This is a genomic window from Candidatus Nitrosopumilus sp., from assembly GCF_040878665.1.
In the GTDB taxonomy this organism is placed as follows: domain Archaea; phylum Thermoproteota; class Nitrososphaeria; order Nitrososphaerales; family Nitrosopumilaceae; genus Nitrosopumilus.
In genome coordinates, this window is sequence record NZ_JBBDLU010000001.1 from 182,136 (window position 1) to 198,530 (window position 16,395).

Consider the following 16,395-nt stretch of genomic DNA (forward strand, 5'->3'; position numbering starts at 1 on the left):
CTGCTGCTTTTGTTGCAGCTTTTCTTTTTGTAGCCATATAAGATTCGGCATTTTCATTGTTTTTCAGTGGTGAAACTAAAGAAATTTACACAAATTGATTACTATTTATCAAGTAATTTCATCAGTTATTTTTTTTATTTGATCGTATTTTTTGAAAAATAATTTTTGAAATTCTAAATTTTATTAAACATGTAAATTTTTAACCTAACATATGTGATCGCATAGAATTTTACGCTTGAATTTTGAGTTTTTTTAGATGTAAATCAATTAATCCAATTTATGATCTTCAAAACTATTTGTTCAGTATTTTTTTCTTGATCTATTTTGTATTTTTTTTGGGAGTTATGCCCCTCGACTTTTGATTATTGTCAATACGTCTTCGTCTATGAGAATATGGTTCAAACCAACTCGCTGTCCTCCAAATTTTACACTTTTACCCCATACCAAACCATACCTGAATTCTCTCTTTAACCTACGATGCAGCTTGTTACAAATGTCTTCTACTGTATCTCCTTCTCTTGCAATCAAAGGTTCTTTGAAATCGGTTTCTCCACCTTTTGGTCGCATGTAAATTCTAATGAATTTTAATTTCTCATAGATTTTTTCTTTTAACAATTCTATATTGATATCTGAATTTGCTGATACTTCAATAACGTCTGATTTTATTTTTGTTTTTAAATCTGTAAGAAATTCTTTATCTACTAAATCAATTTTATTTAAAATTGTAAGTGCTTTTGAATAACTGATATTTCCTGCGATGTGATCAGCTAATTGCTCTGATGTAAGGTCTTCTCTTATTACAACTCGTGCACTAACTATTCCATAAAGATGTAAGATGTCTTTGAGATGTTTTTCTGTGATTTTTGTTAATTTCACTTGTTGCGCAACTGCGATTCCACCCATTGACGCTTTTTCAATTGTGATGTTGGGTGGCAATTGATTTAATCTAATTCCTATATTTCCTAATTCATTCACTAATACATCTTCATGATATGGCTGAAATACGTCTAACATCAGTAATACAAGATCTGCAGTTCTTGCAACTGACAAAATCCTCTTTCCTAATCCTTTCCCGGTTGATGCCCCTTTGATAATTCCTGGCAGATCTAATACTTGGATTCTGGCTCCTCGATACTCCATCATTCCTGGTACGACTGTAAGAGTGGTAAATTGAAAAGCACCTACTGCTGATTTTGCGCTAGTCATTTTATTCAACAATGTTGATTTTCCAACACTAGGCAATCCGATAAAAACAACCGTTGCATCTCCGCTCCTCCTTACATCAAACCCATCCTGTTTCATCCCGGATTTTTTTACAATGTCTGCTTCTTGCTCTCTTTTCAGTTTTGCAATTTTTGCTTTTAGTAATCCTATATGATGTTCAGTAGCTTTGTTAATCTGAGTTTTTGCCATCTCGTCTTGTATGGCCTTGATTTTTTCCGGAATTCCCAATGTTCTTCAACTCTTAAAAATTTCTTTCAAATAAAACCGTATTACTTTGGATACGTAGCAAATATTATTCGGTTCTAAAAACAACTCTTGTGAAAAAGAGAACTTTTGCTGTAGATATTGATGGTACTATTACTGAAAATGGCGGAGGGCGAATTCATCTTGACGCTCTAGAAGCATTACGTCGCTTAACTGATATGGGTCACAATGTAATCTTTGTAACGGGACGTTCATCCGTCGAAGGATTTCTTCTTTCTGTGTTTGGCGGGACAACAAAAATAGCCGTTGGCGAAAATGGCGGTTGCATCACATTAAATTCTGATGAACATATCTTATTGGGAAATATTGAAGAATGTAAAAACGCCTTGCAAATAATACAAAACCATGTTGACAATGTACACGAAAAACATGTTTTTCCTAGAATGACTGAAGTTGTTTTAGAAAGGACATTTGATTTGGATCTTGCAAGAAAGATCCTCTCTGAAAATAACATTGATGTAGAATTGTCTGATAGCCAATATGCATATCACATCAATTCTCCTGGTATTAACAAAGGAACAGGCTTTACTAAAATCATGGCAAAACTATCTCTTACCAGTGATGATATAATTGCGATCGGAGATAGTGCCACTGACATTCCTTTATTTAAAATAGCAAAAACTAGTGTTGCCTTGGGAAATGCCTCAGAACAAGTAAAATCTGCCGCTACTATGGTAGTATCTGCTAACGCCGGTGATGGTGTTCTTGAAGCATTAGATAAATTAGCACCTATACTCTCTGAGATATAATATGACATTCAAATCTATAATTGATGAAATAGAAAACAATCTCAACAAAATACTATGTGAACTTTCTATTTCTGGTGTTGTGTTCTCTGTTGAACCTGCAAAACCAGGATTTGGAAATGTCAGTTCTAATGTATCGTTTTTACTTGCTAGGCAACTTAAAAAAAGCCCTAAAGAAATTGCTGAAATTTTATCTGAAAAATATCAACATTGTACTCATACACTTGTCTTAAAATCCGAACCACATCCTTCTGGTTATCTGAACTTTTATGCAGATTGGGAAAAACTAAACCAATTGATTATCTCTGAATCGTATCTTGACACGTTTGGAGATGTTGATGTCGGTAATGGGTCTACAATTGTAGTTGAACATACTAGTGTAAATCCTAACAAGGCACTCCACATAGGACATATCAGAAATATAGTAATCGGTGATATCATATCACGAATTTTAAAAAAGGCAAATTACAAAGTAAATGTCCTAAATTACATTGATGATTCTGGACTTCAAGTAGCCGACATCATTGTTGGATTCAAGCATTTTGGATATGATCAAGTGCCTCCGAATGGGAAGAAATTTGATCATTATTGTGGTGATGACGTTTATGTTAAAACCACTGAAAAATATGAATCTGATCCAAGTCTTGAGATCATTCGAAAAAACATACTTCAAGAACTTGAAGATGGTAATTCTGAAACTGCAAAATTTGCTGATAAAATCACTCGTTTGGTTCTGGCAGGACAACTTGAAACTTGTTGGAATTTGGGAGTTACATATGACTGTCTGAACTTTGAATCTCAAATAATTCGTTCAGGTCTATGGAGCAAAATTTTTGAAAAACTCAAAGAAATGAATCTCATTGAATTTGAAAATGAAGGAAAGAACAAGGATTGTTGGGTTATTCGAGGAGACGATAATGAAGAAGATAAGGTAATTGTACGAAGCAATGGAACTGCAACGTATATTGCTAAAGACATTCCTTATGCTGCTTGGAAATTGGGATTAATTGAAGACCCATTTCACTATGTAAAATATGAAAAAGAACAGCCAGACTCCAAAATTTTATGGCAAACTACATTGAATTCAACTGATCCTGTATCTCAAAACTTTACAGGCGAAAAAGTTCTCACAATCATTGATTCAAGACAAGCAAGATTACAAAAAATAATCACTTCGCTAATGGATAAATTCAAATCTGTTCCAGATGCTTACATTCATCTTGGCTATGAGTCTGTAACCTTGAGTTCTGAGACTGCTAAAACTCTTGGATTAGACACTGATGGAAAACAAGCTCAAATGTCTGGACGAAAAGGATTGTATGTTAATGCCGATTCTGTCTATGAAATATTGAAAGAAAAAACCAAGGAAGAGACTCAAAGAAGGCATCCTGAAATGATCTCCTCTGAAATTGAAAAAATTGCTCACTATGTTTCAGTTGGTACTTTACGATATGAAATGATTAAACAAGATCTGGATAAAATCATCACTTTTGATTTAACAAAATCTCTTAGCTTGGATGGTGACACTGCCCCATACATACAATACACCCATGCACGAGCATCACGAATTTTAGAAAAATCAAATCGTACACCTACTATTAACGTTAATTTTTCTCTACTAAAAGAAGAATCTGAATTGGAATTGATTAAAAATATTGGACTTTTTAATTTACAAGTGCGAGATGCTGTAAATAATTTCTCTCCAAAAGTGATTGCAAGATACTGTCATGATTTGGCAGTTGCGTTTAATTCGTTTTATGAAAAATCAAAGGTTTTGGATTTAGGTGATGACGATCTTGAAAATGCTCGTTTGTGTTTGGTTAATTCTTTTAAAATTACCTTGGAGAAATCCTTGGATTTACTTGGAATTAAAGCTCCTGATAGAATGTAATGTCCTATCTCATTTACTTTTTAAGTCTCAATTATGTATATTATATTATGGAAAAAATCAAAACGATTCTTGTTCCGATGGATGGTTCAAAGAACTCATTTAAAGCATTGGCCAAGGCAATATTTCTTGCAAAAAAGTGTAGTTCTTCAATAACTGCCCTATACGTTTTGCGTACTGCTTTTGATAATCCAAATATGATCTACATTCCTCAAACACAAAATGAATTAAAAAAAGTAGAGAAATTCCTTGATACTGCAAAAAGCCAAGTAACAAAAAACTCTATTAAATTCAAAAAGGAAATTGTATTTGGGCATGAGGCAAAAGAGATTATTGATTTTGCTCAAAAAGAAAAATTTGATCTTATCGTAATTGGTGCACGAGGACGTGGTACAATAAAGCAAATACTCCTTGGGAGTGTATCAAATACAATAGTGCACGGCTCAAAGGTTCCTGTACTGGTAATCAAGTAGTTTTACCAAACTCAAATTTTGATTTCTTTGCATTCATGATTTTGACTAGCGATAGCATGACTGGGACTTCTACTAGTACTCCGACAACCACTGCTAGAGTAACTCCTGAATGAACTCCAAAAAGAATTATTGCAACTGCTACTGCCAACTCAAAAAAGTTACTTGCTCCAATAAATGCAGATGGTGCAGCCTCTGAAAAAGGAATTCGAAGTTTCTTTGTTCCAAAATAACCTACTGCAAAAATTAGATATGTTTGAAGCAAAAGTGGTATTGCAATTAATGCTATGTGTAGGGGATTTTCTACAATTGTGTTTCCTTGAAAAATAAAAATCAGTACCAGAGTTATCAAAAGTCCAATTGGTGTGATCCTTTCTGCATTTGCTATGAATTTTCTCTCAAGCCATTTCTCACCTTTTTTCTTAATTATAATTTGTCTGGTTATTGCAGCCAAACCCAATGGCGCTGCAACATATAACAAGACTGAAAAAAATAATGTATCTAGTGGTATTGGGAATCCTGCAGTTAATCCTAAAAGTATCATTCCAGTAGGGGCGAACAACACTAAAATTAACAGATCATTAATGGTTACTTGGATTAGCGCACAGCTAAGATTTGCTCTAGCAAGATATGTCCAAACAAGAGTCATTGCAGTACATGGCGCTAAACCTAAGATAATCATCCCCACAACATATTCATTTTGCAAGGTCTCTGAAATAAAATCAGAGAAAACAAAATGCATGAAAATCCATGCAATTAATGCCATGGTAAATGGCTTGATGCCCCAATTAACTATTAGAGTAAACGATAGGGGTTTTGCATTTTTTCTTACTCTTATCAACTCTGAGAATTTTATTTTGAGCATGATGGGGTACATCATGGTTAGTAACACTGCCGCAATTGGAATCGAGGTGTTTGCATATTCTATTTCTGCTATGGAATCAGATAGCTGTGGAAAATAATATCCAATTGCGGTTCCTGCAATAATGCAAATTGCTACCCAAATCGAGAGATATTTGCTGAAAAAATCTAATTCTTTTTCATAAATGTTTGAATCCTCAACCATTGGATTCTCCTTTAGTCGTAGAAGATATGAACTCTTTCACTTTTTGTTCTATTTGGTCACGAATTTCTCTTACTTGTTCTATTGATTTTCCCTTGGGGTCTTGTATTTGCCAATCCATCACATCTTTTAGAAATAATGCGGGGCATGATTCTTTATCCATACATCCCATGTTAACTGTCATTTCAGCCTCATCTATCATTTGCTGTGAAATATTTTGTGGGGATTTACTCTCAATATCAATACCAATCTCTTTCATTGCTTGAACTACTGTGGGGTTTATTTTTACTGCAGGCTTTGTTCCTGCACTGATTGCTTCAAATCCTGAGGGCAGATATTTTCTAAAAAATGCTTCAGCCATTTGACTTCTTCCTGCATTCTCGACGCAAACAAAAAGAATTTTTTTCATGATTTATTGGAGAGTTACTTTACTGCCTTGATTACAATACTGGAAATCTTTCTGCCATTGATTTTCTCTCCTTCCATGTATGCTCGTTCTTCTAAAACTTCAATTTTTGCAAATCCTGCTTGTCTAATACATGAAAGATAGTTTTCTTTAGTCAATGCACCGTCAATGCACTCACACCATTGGTCTGAATTGATTTCTCCTGGTGGTAGTTCCACATTAGTAATCAAATCAGAAATTACCATTCTTCCATTATTTTTTAAAATTCGAAAGACTTCTTTGAATGCATTTGTTTTGTTTGTTGTCAGGTTAATGACACAATTACTAATCACTACATCAACAGAATTGTGATTCAATGGAATGTTTTCTTCAATATCTCCTTTTTTAAATTCAACATTGGAATAATTTCCTTTTATTGCATTTTCTCTTGCTTTTTCTAACATTTGGTCTGTCATGTCAATTCCTATAGCTTTTCCTGAATCTAGAACTTTTTTTGCAGCCAAGAATATGTCAATTCCAGCTCCTGAACCTAAATCCACTACAATTTCACCTTCCTTTAGTTCAGCATGATTAATTGGAGCACCACATCCAACGCCTAAAATTGCTTCTTGGGGAATTGACTCAAGATCTTTTTGATCATAACCAATTAATTTTGTTGCATCAACTGGGGAATCCCCGGTTTTACATTCTCCTGGCATGCAACAACAGTCATCATTACCGGACATTACTATCTGAGAATATCTTTTTTTGATATCTTCTTTAATTGAATTTTCCATGTTATGGTTTACTAGATAAACTATTAAAGTTGTCAAGTACAATTCAATACAGTTAGTGTAATTATGGAAACTAAAGGGAAAAAGATACCAGTAATCCAAAACAAATGTGAATTTGCAGGATATGATGCAACAAAACTATTGAAAGAAACAGCAACCATTCGTGATCTTATCACAAAAAGGGCGACACTTGAAATTCTCTTTCCGCTATGTTGTACAACAAAACCAGTAAGACACAAACAATTCAAAGAATCCCTCAAAGGAATTAGCAGCAAGACGCTATCTACAAGACTATCTGAACTAGTTTCTGAAGGAATATTGGAACGAAAAACATTTGCAGAAGTTCCGCCTCGTGTAGAATACAAACTGACCAAAAAAGGTCAAGAACTAATTGAATCAATTACGGATTTGCTTGAGTGGATGAGAAAATGGTCGAAGAAATAATGTCGCTAGCAACCGAAGTTGCTAGCGGAAGTATTCACGACTGGCAACCAAAGCCACCATCTCGAAAACTTCTTGGCGTGCAAACCAATTACTGTGAATTGAAAGTAATTAAGTCATAAATGTACCTATTTTCTTGTTGAGTACAAAACAGAGACAGATAATTACAATTTCAGAGTCAAATCTGGCAGACGTAACATATCGACTTGCACAAAAATATGTTTTTGAATTATTATGGATGTGTAAGATTCTACATCATTATTTTAAGAACATTATCTATACAACTAACTAGGAGTTTTTCAAATATTCAAACCAGTTTGAATTGATGCGGTTTTATTTTTGGATGGACATGATTTTCCTTCATATTCTTCATCCTCCCCATCAGGAATAATATCAGATGTTTGTGCATATACAGAATCCATTGGAAGTGCCATTGCAAATATTGCAGCTAGTGCAAGTATTGAAAACATTGCAATCTTTGAATCCATATGTATACTGGAATATTTTAACATTTAAGGATGCTGTTTCATAAATAAAATTCTATTGTTCTAATTATGGCACTGTACACCAGTATGAATCAACAATGGGTTATCTTCTTTTCAAATAGCCTGACATTATTTTTGCAGCCATTTCAATAACTTCCAAATCATTTTTTGCAGCCAGGCTGCGCAATTTTCTTGCATTGCCTTTGCTTAACTCTAATGCAACTCTTTGTTGGAGTGATGATGCCTTTGCCTTTTTAAGCAGTTTGAGATGCGATGACTTGGGGCTTTTTGCCAAATGATATAGGTATTTTTTGCGCAGTCTTTGATCAAGTGGAACAATCTTTTCTGCGATTTTTACAGCCTTTGGTACATTTGGAATGCTTTGGTAAAGTCGAGTAGTATCATCACGGGATAGTTTCTTTGGAACGTACTGTTTTAGTTTGTCAGGAACGGCTGCAAATCCAAGATATTTTTTTAGCGTCTGCTGAGATATGCCAAGTGATTTTGCAGCTTTGCTTTGTCCTACGGATTCAGACAAAAACACACAGGCTGCAGTCATGTCCTTTGTGTTCATCTTGTTTCTGTGTAAATTCTCAACTACTGATGCTGCCTTTGCATTATCCAAGTCATATTTTGTGGAATTGGCAAGTACAAGTACAGGTATCTTCTTTGCACCAATTCTTTTTAGTGCCGCAAGTCTTCTCTGACCGGACATTAGCAAGTATGAATTTTTTCCGTCCTTTTGCACCATTGGAGGATTCTGCAATCCTTCGTTTTTGATAGAACGTGCAAGTTCTGAAATTCCTTCGCGGTCTAGCTTTCTTGCCTGTGCATCATGCCATACCATGATCTGTTTTATTGGAATCTCTCTAAGACGATATGATATTGGTGGATTGTAACGTTTTGCCACACATGTAGAAGGAGGTGATATATGTTAAGAGATAAAGTGATGTAGAATTGACTAGTCATCAAAAAAATTCGTTCTTGGAATTAGTCATATATCATTAATCATGTACCATTAGTTCTTCTAGTAAAATATGCAATGAGTTTACTGCACAAATCACACTCTACATCATATTGGGGCTCACTATTGACTCTCAAAGGCTGATTAGGAAAAACGGATCTTATATCCAGAAAAATGACTATGAAGATTCAAGAAACTGTAAAATATGAACTTTAAAAAAATTCGCTTATTTCACTATGGTCACTGGAGCCTTTGCCTTATGTAAGACAAAGTTTGATGTACTTCCAAAAAACAATTCCTTTGGAAATCCCATTCCTCTGGATCCTATTACAATTTGGTCAATCTTGTTTGCAGGATTGTTAGCAAATATGGTTAAATCAATACCTGAAGAATGACCTCCAATAACAATTCCTTCAAATTTAATTTCATTTTTTTCTACTTTTTTCTTTGCAATATTCATTAACGCTTTTGCTTCTTTTTTCCATTTCTTCTCTGGGAGTATAGGGGCACGAACTGCAGAAAATGCACTAAAGCTTGTATCACTATGAACTCCAAGAATCATAGCATTGGACTGTTTTGCAAATAAAATCGCCTTATCTAATCCTCGTAGAGAGTTTTTTGAACCATCCAAACAAACCATGATTGTTTTATTATTCATACAAAATTGAATATGTGCTTACTATTTAATTCAAAAGATGATTGTTGATTCTGAAAATAAGTATTGATAAATCACTGAAAAGAACCCTGGAACTATCTATTGTGACAATATTGAGAATCTCCCCATATCTTAAATAACATAAATGATGTTTTCAGATTATGTATAATACAATTCTTGTCCCTCACGGAGGGGCTCCGGCAGAAGATGAGGCATTAAAGCATGCCTTTTATGCAGCTAGAGACTCATCTCGAATTATTATTTTACACATAGTTGAAGCACTTTCACACCCCCCAACATTTGCATTATCTTCATCTGAACGAACAAGTCTGCTAAAAAAAATTGATGAAGTAAATGAGGAAACGAGGCAAGGCATGGAGAAAATGATGGAAAAATACGCTCAACAGTGTAAAGAAAACAACCTCAAATCCAAAATTCAAGTAGTTATTGGGGATGCATCTGAAATAATTTTAGATACTGTTGAAAAAGAAAAAGTGGATCTAATTGTCATGTCAAAACGAAGAAAACTCAAAGGGATCAAAAAACTGCTTTCATTAGGCAGTGTTTCAAGAAAGATTGTGGAAAATACGTCTTGTCCTGTTTTATTAATCGATGCCGAAAATAAATGAATACTCTTTTTGAACATATCTTAGTTCCATATAATGGAAACTCAGGTAGCGACAAAGCATTTGGAAAAGCAATGTCTCTAGCAATATCAATTGGTGCAAAGATTACAATCCTTACTTGTTTGGAAGAACGACATACGTTTGGATTTTTTAAGACAAAAACGAGCAAACAAGAGTTTGAAAAAGAATGTAATCTAGTTGAAATACAACATCAAAAATTAAAAAAATTGGCAAAAGAACATGATGTTCCTTGTGATTCTAAAATTGTTAAAAACGGATTGGCATCAATTAAAATTCTCGAATTTGCAGATAAACATAATGTAGGTCTGATAGTAATGACAAAAACAAAACTTGTTTCTCATTATGAAAAACAACACTATCATAGTACGGTTGAAAATGTTTTTAGAAATGCAACTTGTCCAATTCTGATTCTATAATTATGAATTATTGTTTTTTATATTAGAATTTTTGTTGAAACAAGAATTGTAAATGTTGTAATCAATCCAATTGCCATCATGTTGAGAACCGTGCCATGTTTTATCATTGCTTTGATTGGAATCTGTGCTTTTTCATAGATGAGGGCATTTGGTGGCGTTCCCATTGGTAATAGAAATGCAAATGAGGTTGCAACAGTTATTGCAAACAAAACAGGTAGTGGAGTCCAGTCATTTAGCATGGCCATCGTTCCAACTATTGGAATGAAAATTGCAGCTGTTGCAGTATTGGATTTGACATTTGTTAGAAACATGATCATCGCAACTAACACAAGAATTACCAATTCAAATGGATAATCCCCAACAAATGCAAGAGCATGAGCAATCCAGTTAGCCAATCCCGAATCTACAAATGCTAAAGATAACGCAAATCCTCCGCCAAGTAAGAACAATAACCCATAAGGAAGTCTTTCAATCCCTGCCCAATTCATCAAACTCTCAGAGCGAGTTTTTGGTAAAATAAAGAGGGAAATCCCACCTAAAATGGCAATTACTGAATTTGTAATAAAAGAATTCTCAGGCTGCCATAAAGGCATTGTAAACATCAAAACCATTACTCCCAATAATACAGCAAGTACTGTTTTTTGCTCCATTGTAATTTTTCCAATTTTAGATTTTTCTAAAAGTAATGCTCTTTTGATTTCAAATGTTGTCTCAAAATTGCTTTTTCCTATCTGTGTGGTCATGTATAGTCCACAAAGAACTAACATTGAGACTGAAAGTGGCACTCCAAGCATGGACCATTCTGCAAACGTTACTTTGTGTGCAAACATCTCCATTACTGTTGCCGCATAAAGCAAATTTGGTGGTGCGCCAATCAAAGTTGCTACACTGCCAATTGATGATGAATATGCAATTGATAGCATGAAGATTACTTTGAATTTTGTTGTAACATAATTTGTTTTAGATAATGCTGCTAGGAGTACTCCTGCAATTGGAAGTAATATCAAAACAACCGTAGTGCTCATAACTACAGTGGAGATTAATGCTGTTGTAATCATAAATCCCCACACAATTTTCTTTGGAGAGTATCCAAATACTGATATTAATTCAAATGCAATTTTTTTATGCAATCCAGATTTTTCAATTGCTAGTGCTATCATGAACATTCCAAATAATAATACAATAATTGGGTGCATGTATTCTGCTGCAATATCTTTTAATGGTAATATTCCAAGTGTCGGAATTAATCCCATAGGTAGTAATGCGGTTGCATAAATTGGGATAGCTTCTGTAATCCACCAAACAATCATCCATACCGAAATTGCAAAAACTCCTTTTGCAGCATCTGACATTCCTTCTGGTGTAGGCATAAACAAGATTAGAAAAAACAATATAGGTCCTAGAACCAGACCATATTTTCTGAGATTAAATTTCATTTTATTCAATCATTTTTTGGAAAAGATGGATTTGAGGGTATCTTTTAGTGTGGAAGTTATTTTTATGATGTTTTTAGGCAAAATCAAAATAACTGTATCTTAGCAAAATACCATGTCTGAACTAAAGCGCCACATGGGACTCTTCCACCTTACCATGTATGGTGTTGGATTGATACTTGGTGCGGGCATTTATGTTCTAATTGGCGAAGCTGCTGGTTTTGCAGGAGATTCTGTATGGATTTCGTTTATTTTAGGTTCTATTGTAGCATTGTTTGCAGGATTTAGTTACGCAGAGTTATCATCAATCTTTCCTAAAGTTGCTGCAGAGTACATTTTTGTAAAAAATGCATTCAAAAATAATTTTTTTGCCTTCATTGTGGGGTGGCTAACTGCAATTACAGCAATGATTACTGCAGCAACTGTCGCCTTGGGATTTGGAGGATATCTTGCACAGTTTGTAAACCTACCAATAATAATATCTGCCATTTTACTAATCGGAATTTTATCTGTGGTGAATTTTATTGGGATCAAAGAAGCGTCTTGGACAAATATAGTTTTTACAATAGTTGAAGCAGCCGGATTAATTTTGGTTATTGTAATTGGTTTTACCATCAGTTCCCCCGAACCGGTCAATTATTTTGAGAGTCCAACTGGACTTACAGGAATCATTATTGCATTCGTGTTAAGTTTTTTTGCATTTATTGGATTTGAGGCTATGGCAAACGTTGCAGAAGAGGTACGAAATCCCAAAAAAACAATTCCGAGGGCAATTATTTTGTCAGTTATTGTATCTTCATTAATTTATGTATTGGTTTCATTAGCAGTAGTCCGAGTAGTTAATTGGGAAGACCTTTCATTATCTTCTGCACCATTAGCAGAAGTAGTAAAAAGAGGATTAGGATCACAAGGGCAGATAATATTAACAGGCATTGCACTTTTTGCCATAACAAATACTGTTTTGATTACATTGATAGCTGGTTCTAGAATTGTTTTTGGAATGGCAAGGGACAAATCACTCCCATACATTTTTGCTAGTGTTCATTTCAAAACTAAAACACCGTGGGTGGCAATTATTGGGATCATGCTGGTAGCTATGGGTTTTTCTTTAATTGGAGATATTGTAATTGTGGCAAATATCGCGGTTTTTGCAGTTGTAATTACTTTTGCAGCAGTAATTTTATCATTGATTGTACTTAGGTATACGCAACCAAATATTGAACGACGATTCAAGGTTCCGATTAACATTGGCAAGTTTCCGGTGTTGCCAGTGTTTGGATTAGTGATTTTAGGATATATGATGTTTCAGTTTGAAATGGAAGTTATGTTGGTAGGATTGGCAATAATATCTGCAGGCGCATTATTTTATGTAATTTTTAATAGGAAATCATCATCTAAAAATGGAGTTTAGAATTATATTTTGAGCTTGAACACTTACGTTATGTTGTTTATGAATAAACGGCATACATAAACAACCGATAAGGTAACAGCATCATTAGTTGGAGATACTAGTAGAGCTTGGGTTGATCTTGGCAGTTACTGTCATGATGTCCGGAATCTTCCGAATACTAAAACAGCCCCTGATCATAGGATACATCGTAGCAGGAATAGTGGTAAGCCCATTCCTCCTTGACATAATACACTCCATTGAGATAATCAATGTCTTTGCAAAGATAGGTGTGGCTTTCCTCCTTTTCATCATTGGTATGAGTCTGAGCCCGAAGGTAATAAAAGAGGTGGGAAAGACCTCCGTGATAACTGGCATTGGCCAGATAGTGTTTACCAGCGTGATAGGATTTGTCATCGCAAAACTACTGGGGTTTTCAGATATTGTTGCAGCATACATTGCAATTGCGATGACATTTAGCAGCACCATAATAATCATGAAGCTTCTCTCAGACAAGAATGATGCAGAGAAACTATATGGAAAAATATCAATAGGATTCCTCCTGGTCCAGGACGTGTTTGTGATCCTCTTGCTTATACTTGTCCCGTTTATGGCACAAAACCTGTCCTTGAAAGAATTTGACTTAACCTCAATTGCAGTAAACATAGTACTTGTAGCGGTTTTGATTCTTGCAAGCCTCTACATATTTCCAAAAATCTCAAGGATCATCTCGCGGTCAACTGAGTTTTTGTTCCTGTTTGCAGTGTCATGGGGTTTGGGAATGGCTGCTCTGTTTGACTATCTTGGGCTATCGATGGAGATAGGTGCACTTATAGCCGGGATCGCGTTTTCTGTAACACCTCATCGGTTTGAGATCAGTTCAAAGATGAAGCCGCTCAGGGACTTCTTTCTGGTAATGTTCTTTGTGTTGCTGGGCTCTCAGATGGTTCCAGAAGATATAGAACCCATAATAATTCCTGCAATGATATTTTCAGTATTTGTACTAGTTGGAAATCCGATAATAGTGATGATGTTGATGGGGTTAATGGGCTACAAGAAAAAAACGGGATTCAAGGCAGGTTTGACAGTGGCCCAGATAAGCGAATTTTCAATAATCTTTGTCGCACTTGGAATACAGGTAGGACACCTCAGCGATGAGATACTGTCGCTTGTGACAATCGTGGGAATAATAACAATCGGAGGATCCACATACATGATTCTGTACTCAGACAGGCTGTATCAGTATCTGTCAAAGTATATTGGAGTGTTTGAAAGAAAAAAAATCCGAAAGTATAACGCAACGCAGGAGGGGCCAGAAGTATTGTTGTTTGGATGCGGAAGAATGGGATCAGTGTTCTTGCAGACGTTTGAGCGATTACATATGCGTACACTTGTAGTCGATCATGATCCGAGGATAATAGAATATCTGGAGAAAAGAGGTATTACCTACCTCTTTAAAGATGCGGAAGATCTAGATCTAAGGGAGATTGATCTCTCTCAGACAAATATACTGGTTTCCACAATATGTGACATGGATACTAATACTCTGCTTACAAAGAGGATGCAGCAGTATGATGATAAGACAGCTGTAATTGTTATTGCCAATACCACCAAAGACGCAAAAGACCTCTATTCTTTTGGTGCCACATTTGTTGTGATACCTTACCATCTGGGGGCTGATTATGCATGCAGGATAATTGAAGATAATGGTGCTGATTACCAAAGCCTTGTAGAGGAAGGGAAAAAACACACTGAAGAATTAAAGGATGTTTAATGCAAGGCTACAATTTTCTTACAATCGTAGGGAAACTTTATTGACATTGAAATTTTACACTGTTCAACATACGGTTGATTTATGGTTTTTTGTTCATAAAAAATTGGGAATGTCCCTAAGATTGAACAGTATGTGATTTTCATAGATGATAATCACATATGGATTTTATAGTTAATATTATATCAAACAGATAATTTTTTTTACTATGGATGAAAATAAAGAAAGTAATTCTCCTAGGAAATTATATGTCATCATATTTGCTTTGATTGCAGTGTTTTTTGCAACCGCCGTTTGGCCCGTTTGGAATCTAATTCCAGAATACGTCACAGAAGAGGTAAGAGTGGCGAGCAACTCAGAGGGCAAATGCTACATCCACACAGATGATAACTTTTTGATTCCTGCAGGGGATGCTTGTGGTAATGCAAAAGCAGATGATAGAATTCAAATAGAATATGATGTAAAAATCAAAGACAGAATGGATGCTGCAGTAAGGCACCCATAATTTTTTATTTTATTTATTTTCTAAATTAGATAGTATTGCAAAAAAGAACGCTGTATCAGTAGATTTCAAAATTATAGAATCAAATAACACTGTGAAATCCATCCTATCATTTACAAAATCTAAAAAAATTGATCTTGTGATTATGGGGTCTTCAGGCAGGGGCAGTTTTGATAAAATATTGCTGAGCAGTGTAAGTAATGACGTTCTGCAAAAAGCAAAATGCCCAGCATTAATCACAAAATAACTATAATCTTTGAAAAGTAAAATTTCATTTATAAATAAAATAGTAATCTCTTATGAATTTCATAAAACTCATCCCAGATATTTGAAAAAATCTGGTTCACAGTCCTACCATTTTGCGAAAATTGAATTGCATGCCAAGAAAGTTTTACGAAAAGGAAAGATCAACAACACATGATTATCACAATAACTGTTTTCATCGGACTAAGTATTCTTTTATGATTTCTATTAATCAAACCTTGATCAAAGACATTAGATTAAGCATCCTCAATGAAAATTTATATTCACATCTGTACGTATCTGTTTTTTATCTATTAATAATGGATTTATTTCTATGTAAATGATCATTTTTGTCTATTATTAATAAAACTCTCAAAGAACTACTTCCATTATCATTTACTTCTACTCCCGCAGTTAGTATTAGAAAAGAAAACGAGGTGCGTGTCAAGGTCCCATGCATGAATCAGTGTCAATGGTGAAAAAAGTTTGGACAAAACCAGATATTTGTGCCTATTTTGGGAGGGTTTCCTGTGATCTCGACCTATTTTACAATTATAAGCACCATTATGTTATAATGTTAAATACCGTTCTAATTACAAATTCATGAAATGGATAGA

At 34.7% G+C, this 16,395-nt stretch carries 18 protein-coding genes; 10 read left to right on the forward strand and 8 right to left on the reverse strand.

Annotation, left to right across the window (positions count from 1 at the left end):
• Positions 1-342: 342 nt before the first annotated feature.
• Positions 343-1,452, reverse strand: a complete 1,110-nt coding sequence (locus tag WDZ98_RS01070; protein WP_368058468.1) for an OBG GTPase family GTP-binding protein — start codon at positions 1,450-1,452, stop codon at positions 343-345.
• Positions 1,453-1,541: 89 nt separating this feature from the next.
• Here WDZ98_RS01070 and WDZ98_RS01075 point away from each other — a divergent pair, with 89 nt between their 5' ends.
• The 3 genes from WDZ98_RS01075 to WDZ98_RS01085 are packed head-to-tail and all read left to right on the forward strand — an operon-like array spanning position 1,542 to position 4,595.
• Positions 1,542-2,237: a phosphoglycolate phosphatase gene (locus tag WDZ98_RS01075; protein WP_368058466.1), complete on the forward strand. Its 696-nt coding sequence runs from the start codon at positions 1,542-1,544 to the stop codon at positions 2,235-2,237.
• Position 2,238: 1 nt separating this feature from the next.
• The gene (locus WDZ98_RS01080; RefSeq protein WP_368058464.1) at positions 2,239-4,125 is read left to right on the forward strand and encodes an arginine--tRNA ligase; all 1,887 of its coding nucleotides are present in this window, start codon (positions 2,239-2,241) and stop codon (positions 4,123-4,125) included.
• A 47-nt stretch (positions 4,126-4,172) separates the two neighbouring features.
• On the forward strand, positions 4,173-4,595 hold the full coding sequence (locus WDZ98_RS01085; protein ID WP_368058462.1) for a universal stress protein: 423 nt from the start codon (positions 4,173-4,175) through the stop codon (positions 4,593-4,595).
• Here the strand turns inward: WDZ98_RS01085 and arsB are convergent.
• From arsB to arsM, 3 genes are read right to left on the reverse strand one after another with little or no spacing between them, the layout of a single operon-like run.
• Positions 4,588-5,658, reverse strand: a complete 1,071-nt coding sequence (gene arsB, locus WDZ98_RS01090) for an ACR3 family arsenite efflux transporter (RefSeq protein ID WP_368058460.1) — start codon at positions 5,656-5,658, stop codon at positions 4,588-4,590. The two genes, WDZ98_RS01085 and arsB, sit on opposite strands and share 8 nt — an antisense overlap.
• On the reverse strand, positions 5,651-6,064 hold the full coding sequence (locus tag WDZ98_RS01095; protein ID WP_368058458.1) for an arsenate reductase ArsC: 414 nt from the start codon (positions 6,062-6,064) through the stop codon (positions 5,651-5,653). Before WDZ98_RS01095 ends, arsB begins: the two co-directional genes overlap by 8 nt.
• Positions 6,065-6,078: 14 nt before the next feature.
• A complete protein-coding gene (gene arsM, locus WDZ98_RS01100; RefSeq protein ID WP_368058456.1) occupies positions 6,079-6,837 on the reverse strand; it encodes an arsenite methyltransferase in 759 nt (252 codons plus the stop codon).
• 63 nt (positions 6,838-6,900) lie between these two features.
• On the opposite strand from arsM, the gene WDZ98_RS01105 reads away from it, so the two are divergent.
• Positions 6,901-7,278, forward strand: coding sequence for a winged helix-turn-helix transcriptional regulator (locus WDZ98_RS01105; RefSeq protein ID WP_368058454.1), 378 nt, complete (start codon positions 6,901-6,903; stop codon positions 7,276-7,278).
• Positions 7,279-7,574: 296 nt separating this feature from the next.
• Here the strand turns inward: WDZ98_RS01105 and WDZ98_RS01110 are convergent, their stop codons facing one another.
• The 3 genes from WDZ98_RS01110 to WDZ98_RS01120 all read right to left on the reverse strand — a co-directional run bounded on the left by WDZ98_RS01110 (position 7,575) and on the right by WDZ98_RS01120 (position 9,382).
• Positions 7,575-7,763: a hypothetical protein gene (locus tag WDZ98_RS01110; RefSeq protein WP_368058452.1), complete on the reverse strand. Its 189-nt coding sequence runs from the start codon at positions 7,761-7,763 to the stop codon at positions 7,575-7,577.
• A gap of 100 nt (positions 7,764-7,863) precedes the next feature.
• Positions 7,864-8,670 carry a ParB/RepB/Spo0J family partition protein gene (locus WDZ98_RS01115; RefSeq protein ID WP_368058450.1) on the reverse strand — a complete coding sequence of 269 codons (807 nt, stop codon included), beginning with the start codon at positions 8,668-8,670 and terminating at the stop codon, positions 7,864-7,866.
• 280 nt (positions 8,671-8,950) lie between these two features.
• On the reverse strand, positions 8,951-9,382 hold the full coding sequence (locus WDZ98_RS01120) for a universal stress protein (RefSeq protein ID WP_368058448.1): 432 nt from the start codon (positions 9,380-9,382) through the stop codon (positions 8,951-8,953).
• A 158-nt stretch (positions 9,383-9,540) separates the two neighbouring features.
• Here WDZ98_RS01120 and WDZ98_RS01125 point away from each other — a divergent pair, with 158 nt between their 5' ends.
• Together WDZ98_RS01125 and WDZ98_RS01130 are read left to right on the forward strand one after the other, a co-directional pair.
• The gene (locus WDZ98_RS01125) at positions 9,541-10,008 is read left to right on the forward strand and encodes a universal stress protein (protein ID WP_368058446.1); all 468 of its coding nucleotides are present in this window, start codon (positions 9,541-9,543) and stop codon (positions 10,006-10,008) included.
• The gene (locus tag WDZ98_RS01130; RefSeq protein WP_368058444.1) at positions 10,005-10,442 is read left to right on the forward strand and encodes a universal stress protein; all 438 of its coding nucleotides are present in this window, start codon (positions 10,005-10,007) and stop codon (positions 10,440-10,442) included. The genes WDZ98_RS01125 and WDZ98_RS01130 overlap by 4 nt, the downstream gene beginning before the upstream one ends.
• Positions 10,443-10,459: 17 nt before the next feature.
• On the opposite strand, the gene WDZ98_RS01135 is transcribed toward WDZ98_RS01130, so the two are convergent.
• Positions 10,460-11,878 carry a DASS family sodium-coupled anion symporter gene (locus tag WDZ98_RS01135; RefSeq protein WP_368058442.1) on the reverse strand — a complete coding sequence of 473 codons (1,419 nt, stop codon included), beginning with the start codon at positions 11,876-11,878 and terminating at the stop codon, positions 10,460-10,462.
• Positions 11,879-11,990: 112 nt separating this feature from the next.
• Here WDZ98_RS01135 and WDZ98_RS01140 point away from each other — a divergent pair, with 112 nt between their 5' ends.
• The 4 genes from WDZ98_RS01140 (at position 11,991) to WDZ98_RS01155 (ending at position 15,782) form a co-directional block, all read left to right on the forward strand.
• Positions 11,991-13,286 carry an APC family permease gene (locus WDZ98_RS01140; RefSeq protein ID WP_368058440.1) on the forward strand — a complete coding sequence of 432 codons (1,296 nt, stop codon included), beginning with the start codon at positions 11,991-11,993 and terminating at the stop codon, positions 13,284-13,286.
• Positions 13,287-13,404: 118 nt separating this feature from the next.
• Positions 13,405-15,036 (forward strand): cation:proton antiporter, encoded by a 1,632-nt coding sequence (locus WDZ98_RS01145; RefSeq protein WP_368060896.1) that lies wholly within the window; start codon positions 13,405-13,407, stop codon positions 15,034-15,036.
• Between the two features lie 205 nt (positions 15,037-15,241).
• Positions 15,242-15,538 carry a hypothetical protein gene (locus tag WDZ98_RS01150; protein WP_368058436.1) on the forward strand — a complete coding sequence of 99 codons (297 nt, stop codon included), beginning with the start codon at positions 15,242-15,244 and terminating at the stop codon, positions 15,536-15,538.
• A gap of 34 nt (positions 15,539-15,572) precedes the next feature.
• Entirely contained in the window at positions 15,573-15,782 is a 210-nt protein-coding gene (locus tag WDZ98_RS01155; protein ID WP_368058658.1) for a universal stress protein, read from the forward strand.
• Positions 15,783-16,395: the final 613 nt, after the last annotated feature.

Excerpts from the sequence above, each read along its gene's own strand:
- arsM (WP_368058456.1), bottom strand. The coding sequence starts at position 6,837 with ATGGAAAATTCAATTAAAGAAGATATCAAAAAAAGATATTCTCAGATA.
- WDZ98_RS01080 (WP_368058464.1), top strand. The coding sequence starts at position 2,239 with ATGACATTCAAATCTATAATTGATGAAATAGAAAACAATCTCAACAAA.
- WDZ98_RS01125 (WP_368058446.1), top strand. The coding sequence starts at position 9,541 with ATGTATAATACAATTCTTGTCCCTCACGGAGGGGCTCCGGCAGAAGAT.
- WDZ98_RS01135 (WP_368058442.1), bottom strand. The coding sequence starts at position 11,878 with ATGAAATTTAATCTCAGAAAATATGGTCTGGTTCTAGGACCTATATTG.
- WDZ98_RS01110 (WP_368058452.1), bottom strand. The coding sequence starts at position 7,763 with ATGGATTCAAAGATTGCAATGTTTTCAATACTTGCACTAGCTGCAATA.
- arsB (WP_368058460.1), bottom strand. The coding sequence starts at position 5,658 with ATGGTTGAGGATTCAAACATTTATGAAAAAGAATTAGATTTTTTCAGC.
- WDZ98_RS01095 (WP_368058458.1), bottom strand. The coding sequence starts at position 6,064 with ATGAAAAAAATTCTTTTTGTTTGCGTCGAGAATGCAGGAAGAAGTCAA.
- WDZ98_RS01105 (WP_368058454.1), top strand. The coding sequence starts at position 6,901 with ATGGAAACTAAAGGGAAAAAGATACCAGTAATCCAAAACAAATGTGAA.
- WDZ98_RS01140 (WP_368058440.1), top strand. The coding sequence starts at position 11,991 with ATGTCTGAACTAAAGCGCCACATGGGACTCTTCCACCTTACCATGTAT.
- WDZ98_RS01120 (WP_368058448.1), bottom strand. The coding sequence starts at position 9,382 with ATGAATAATAAAACAATCATGGTTTGTTTGGATGGTTCAAAAAACTCT.
- WDZ98_RS01085 (WP_368058462.1), top strand. The coding sequence starts at position 4,173 with ATGGAAAAAATCAAAACGATTCTTGTTCCGATGGATGGTTCAAAGAAC.
- WDZ98_RS01130 (WP_368058444.1), top strand. The coding sequence starts at position 10,005 with ATGAATACTCTTTTTGAACATATCTTAGTTCCATATAATGGAAACTCA.
- WDZ98_RS01150 (WP_368058436.1), top strand. The coding sequence starts at position 15,242 with ATGGATGAAAATAAAGAAAGTAATTCTCCTAGGAAATTATATGTCATC.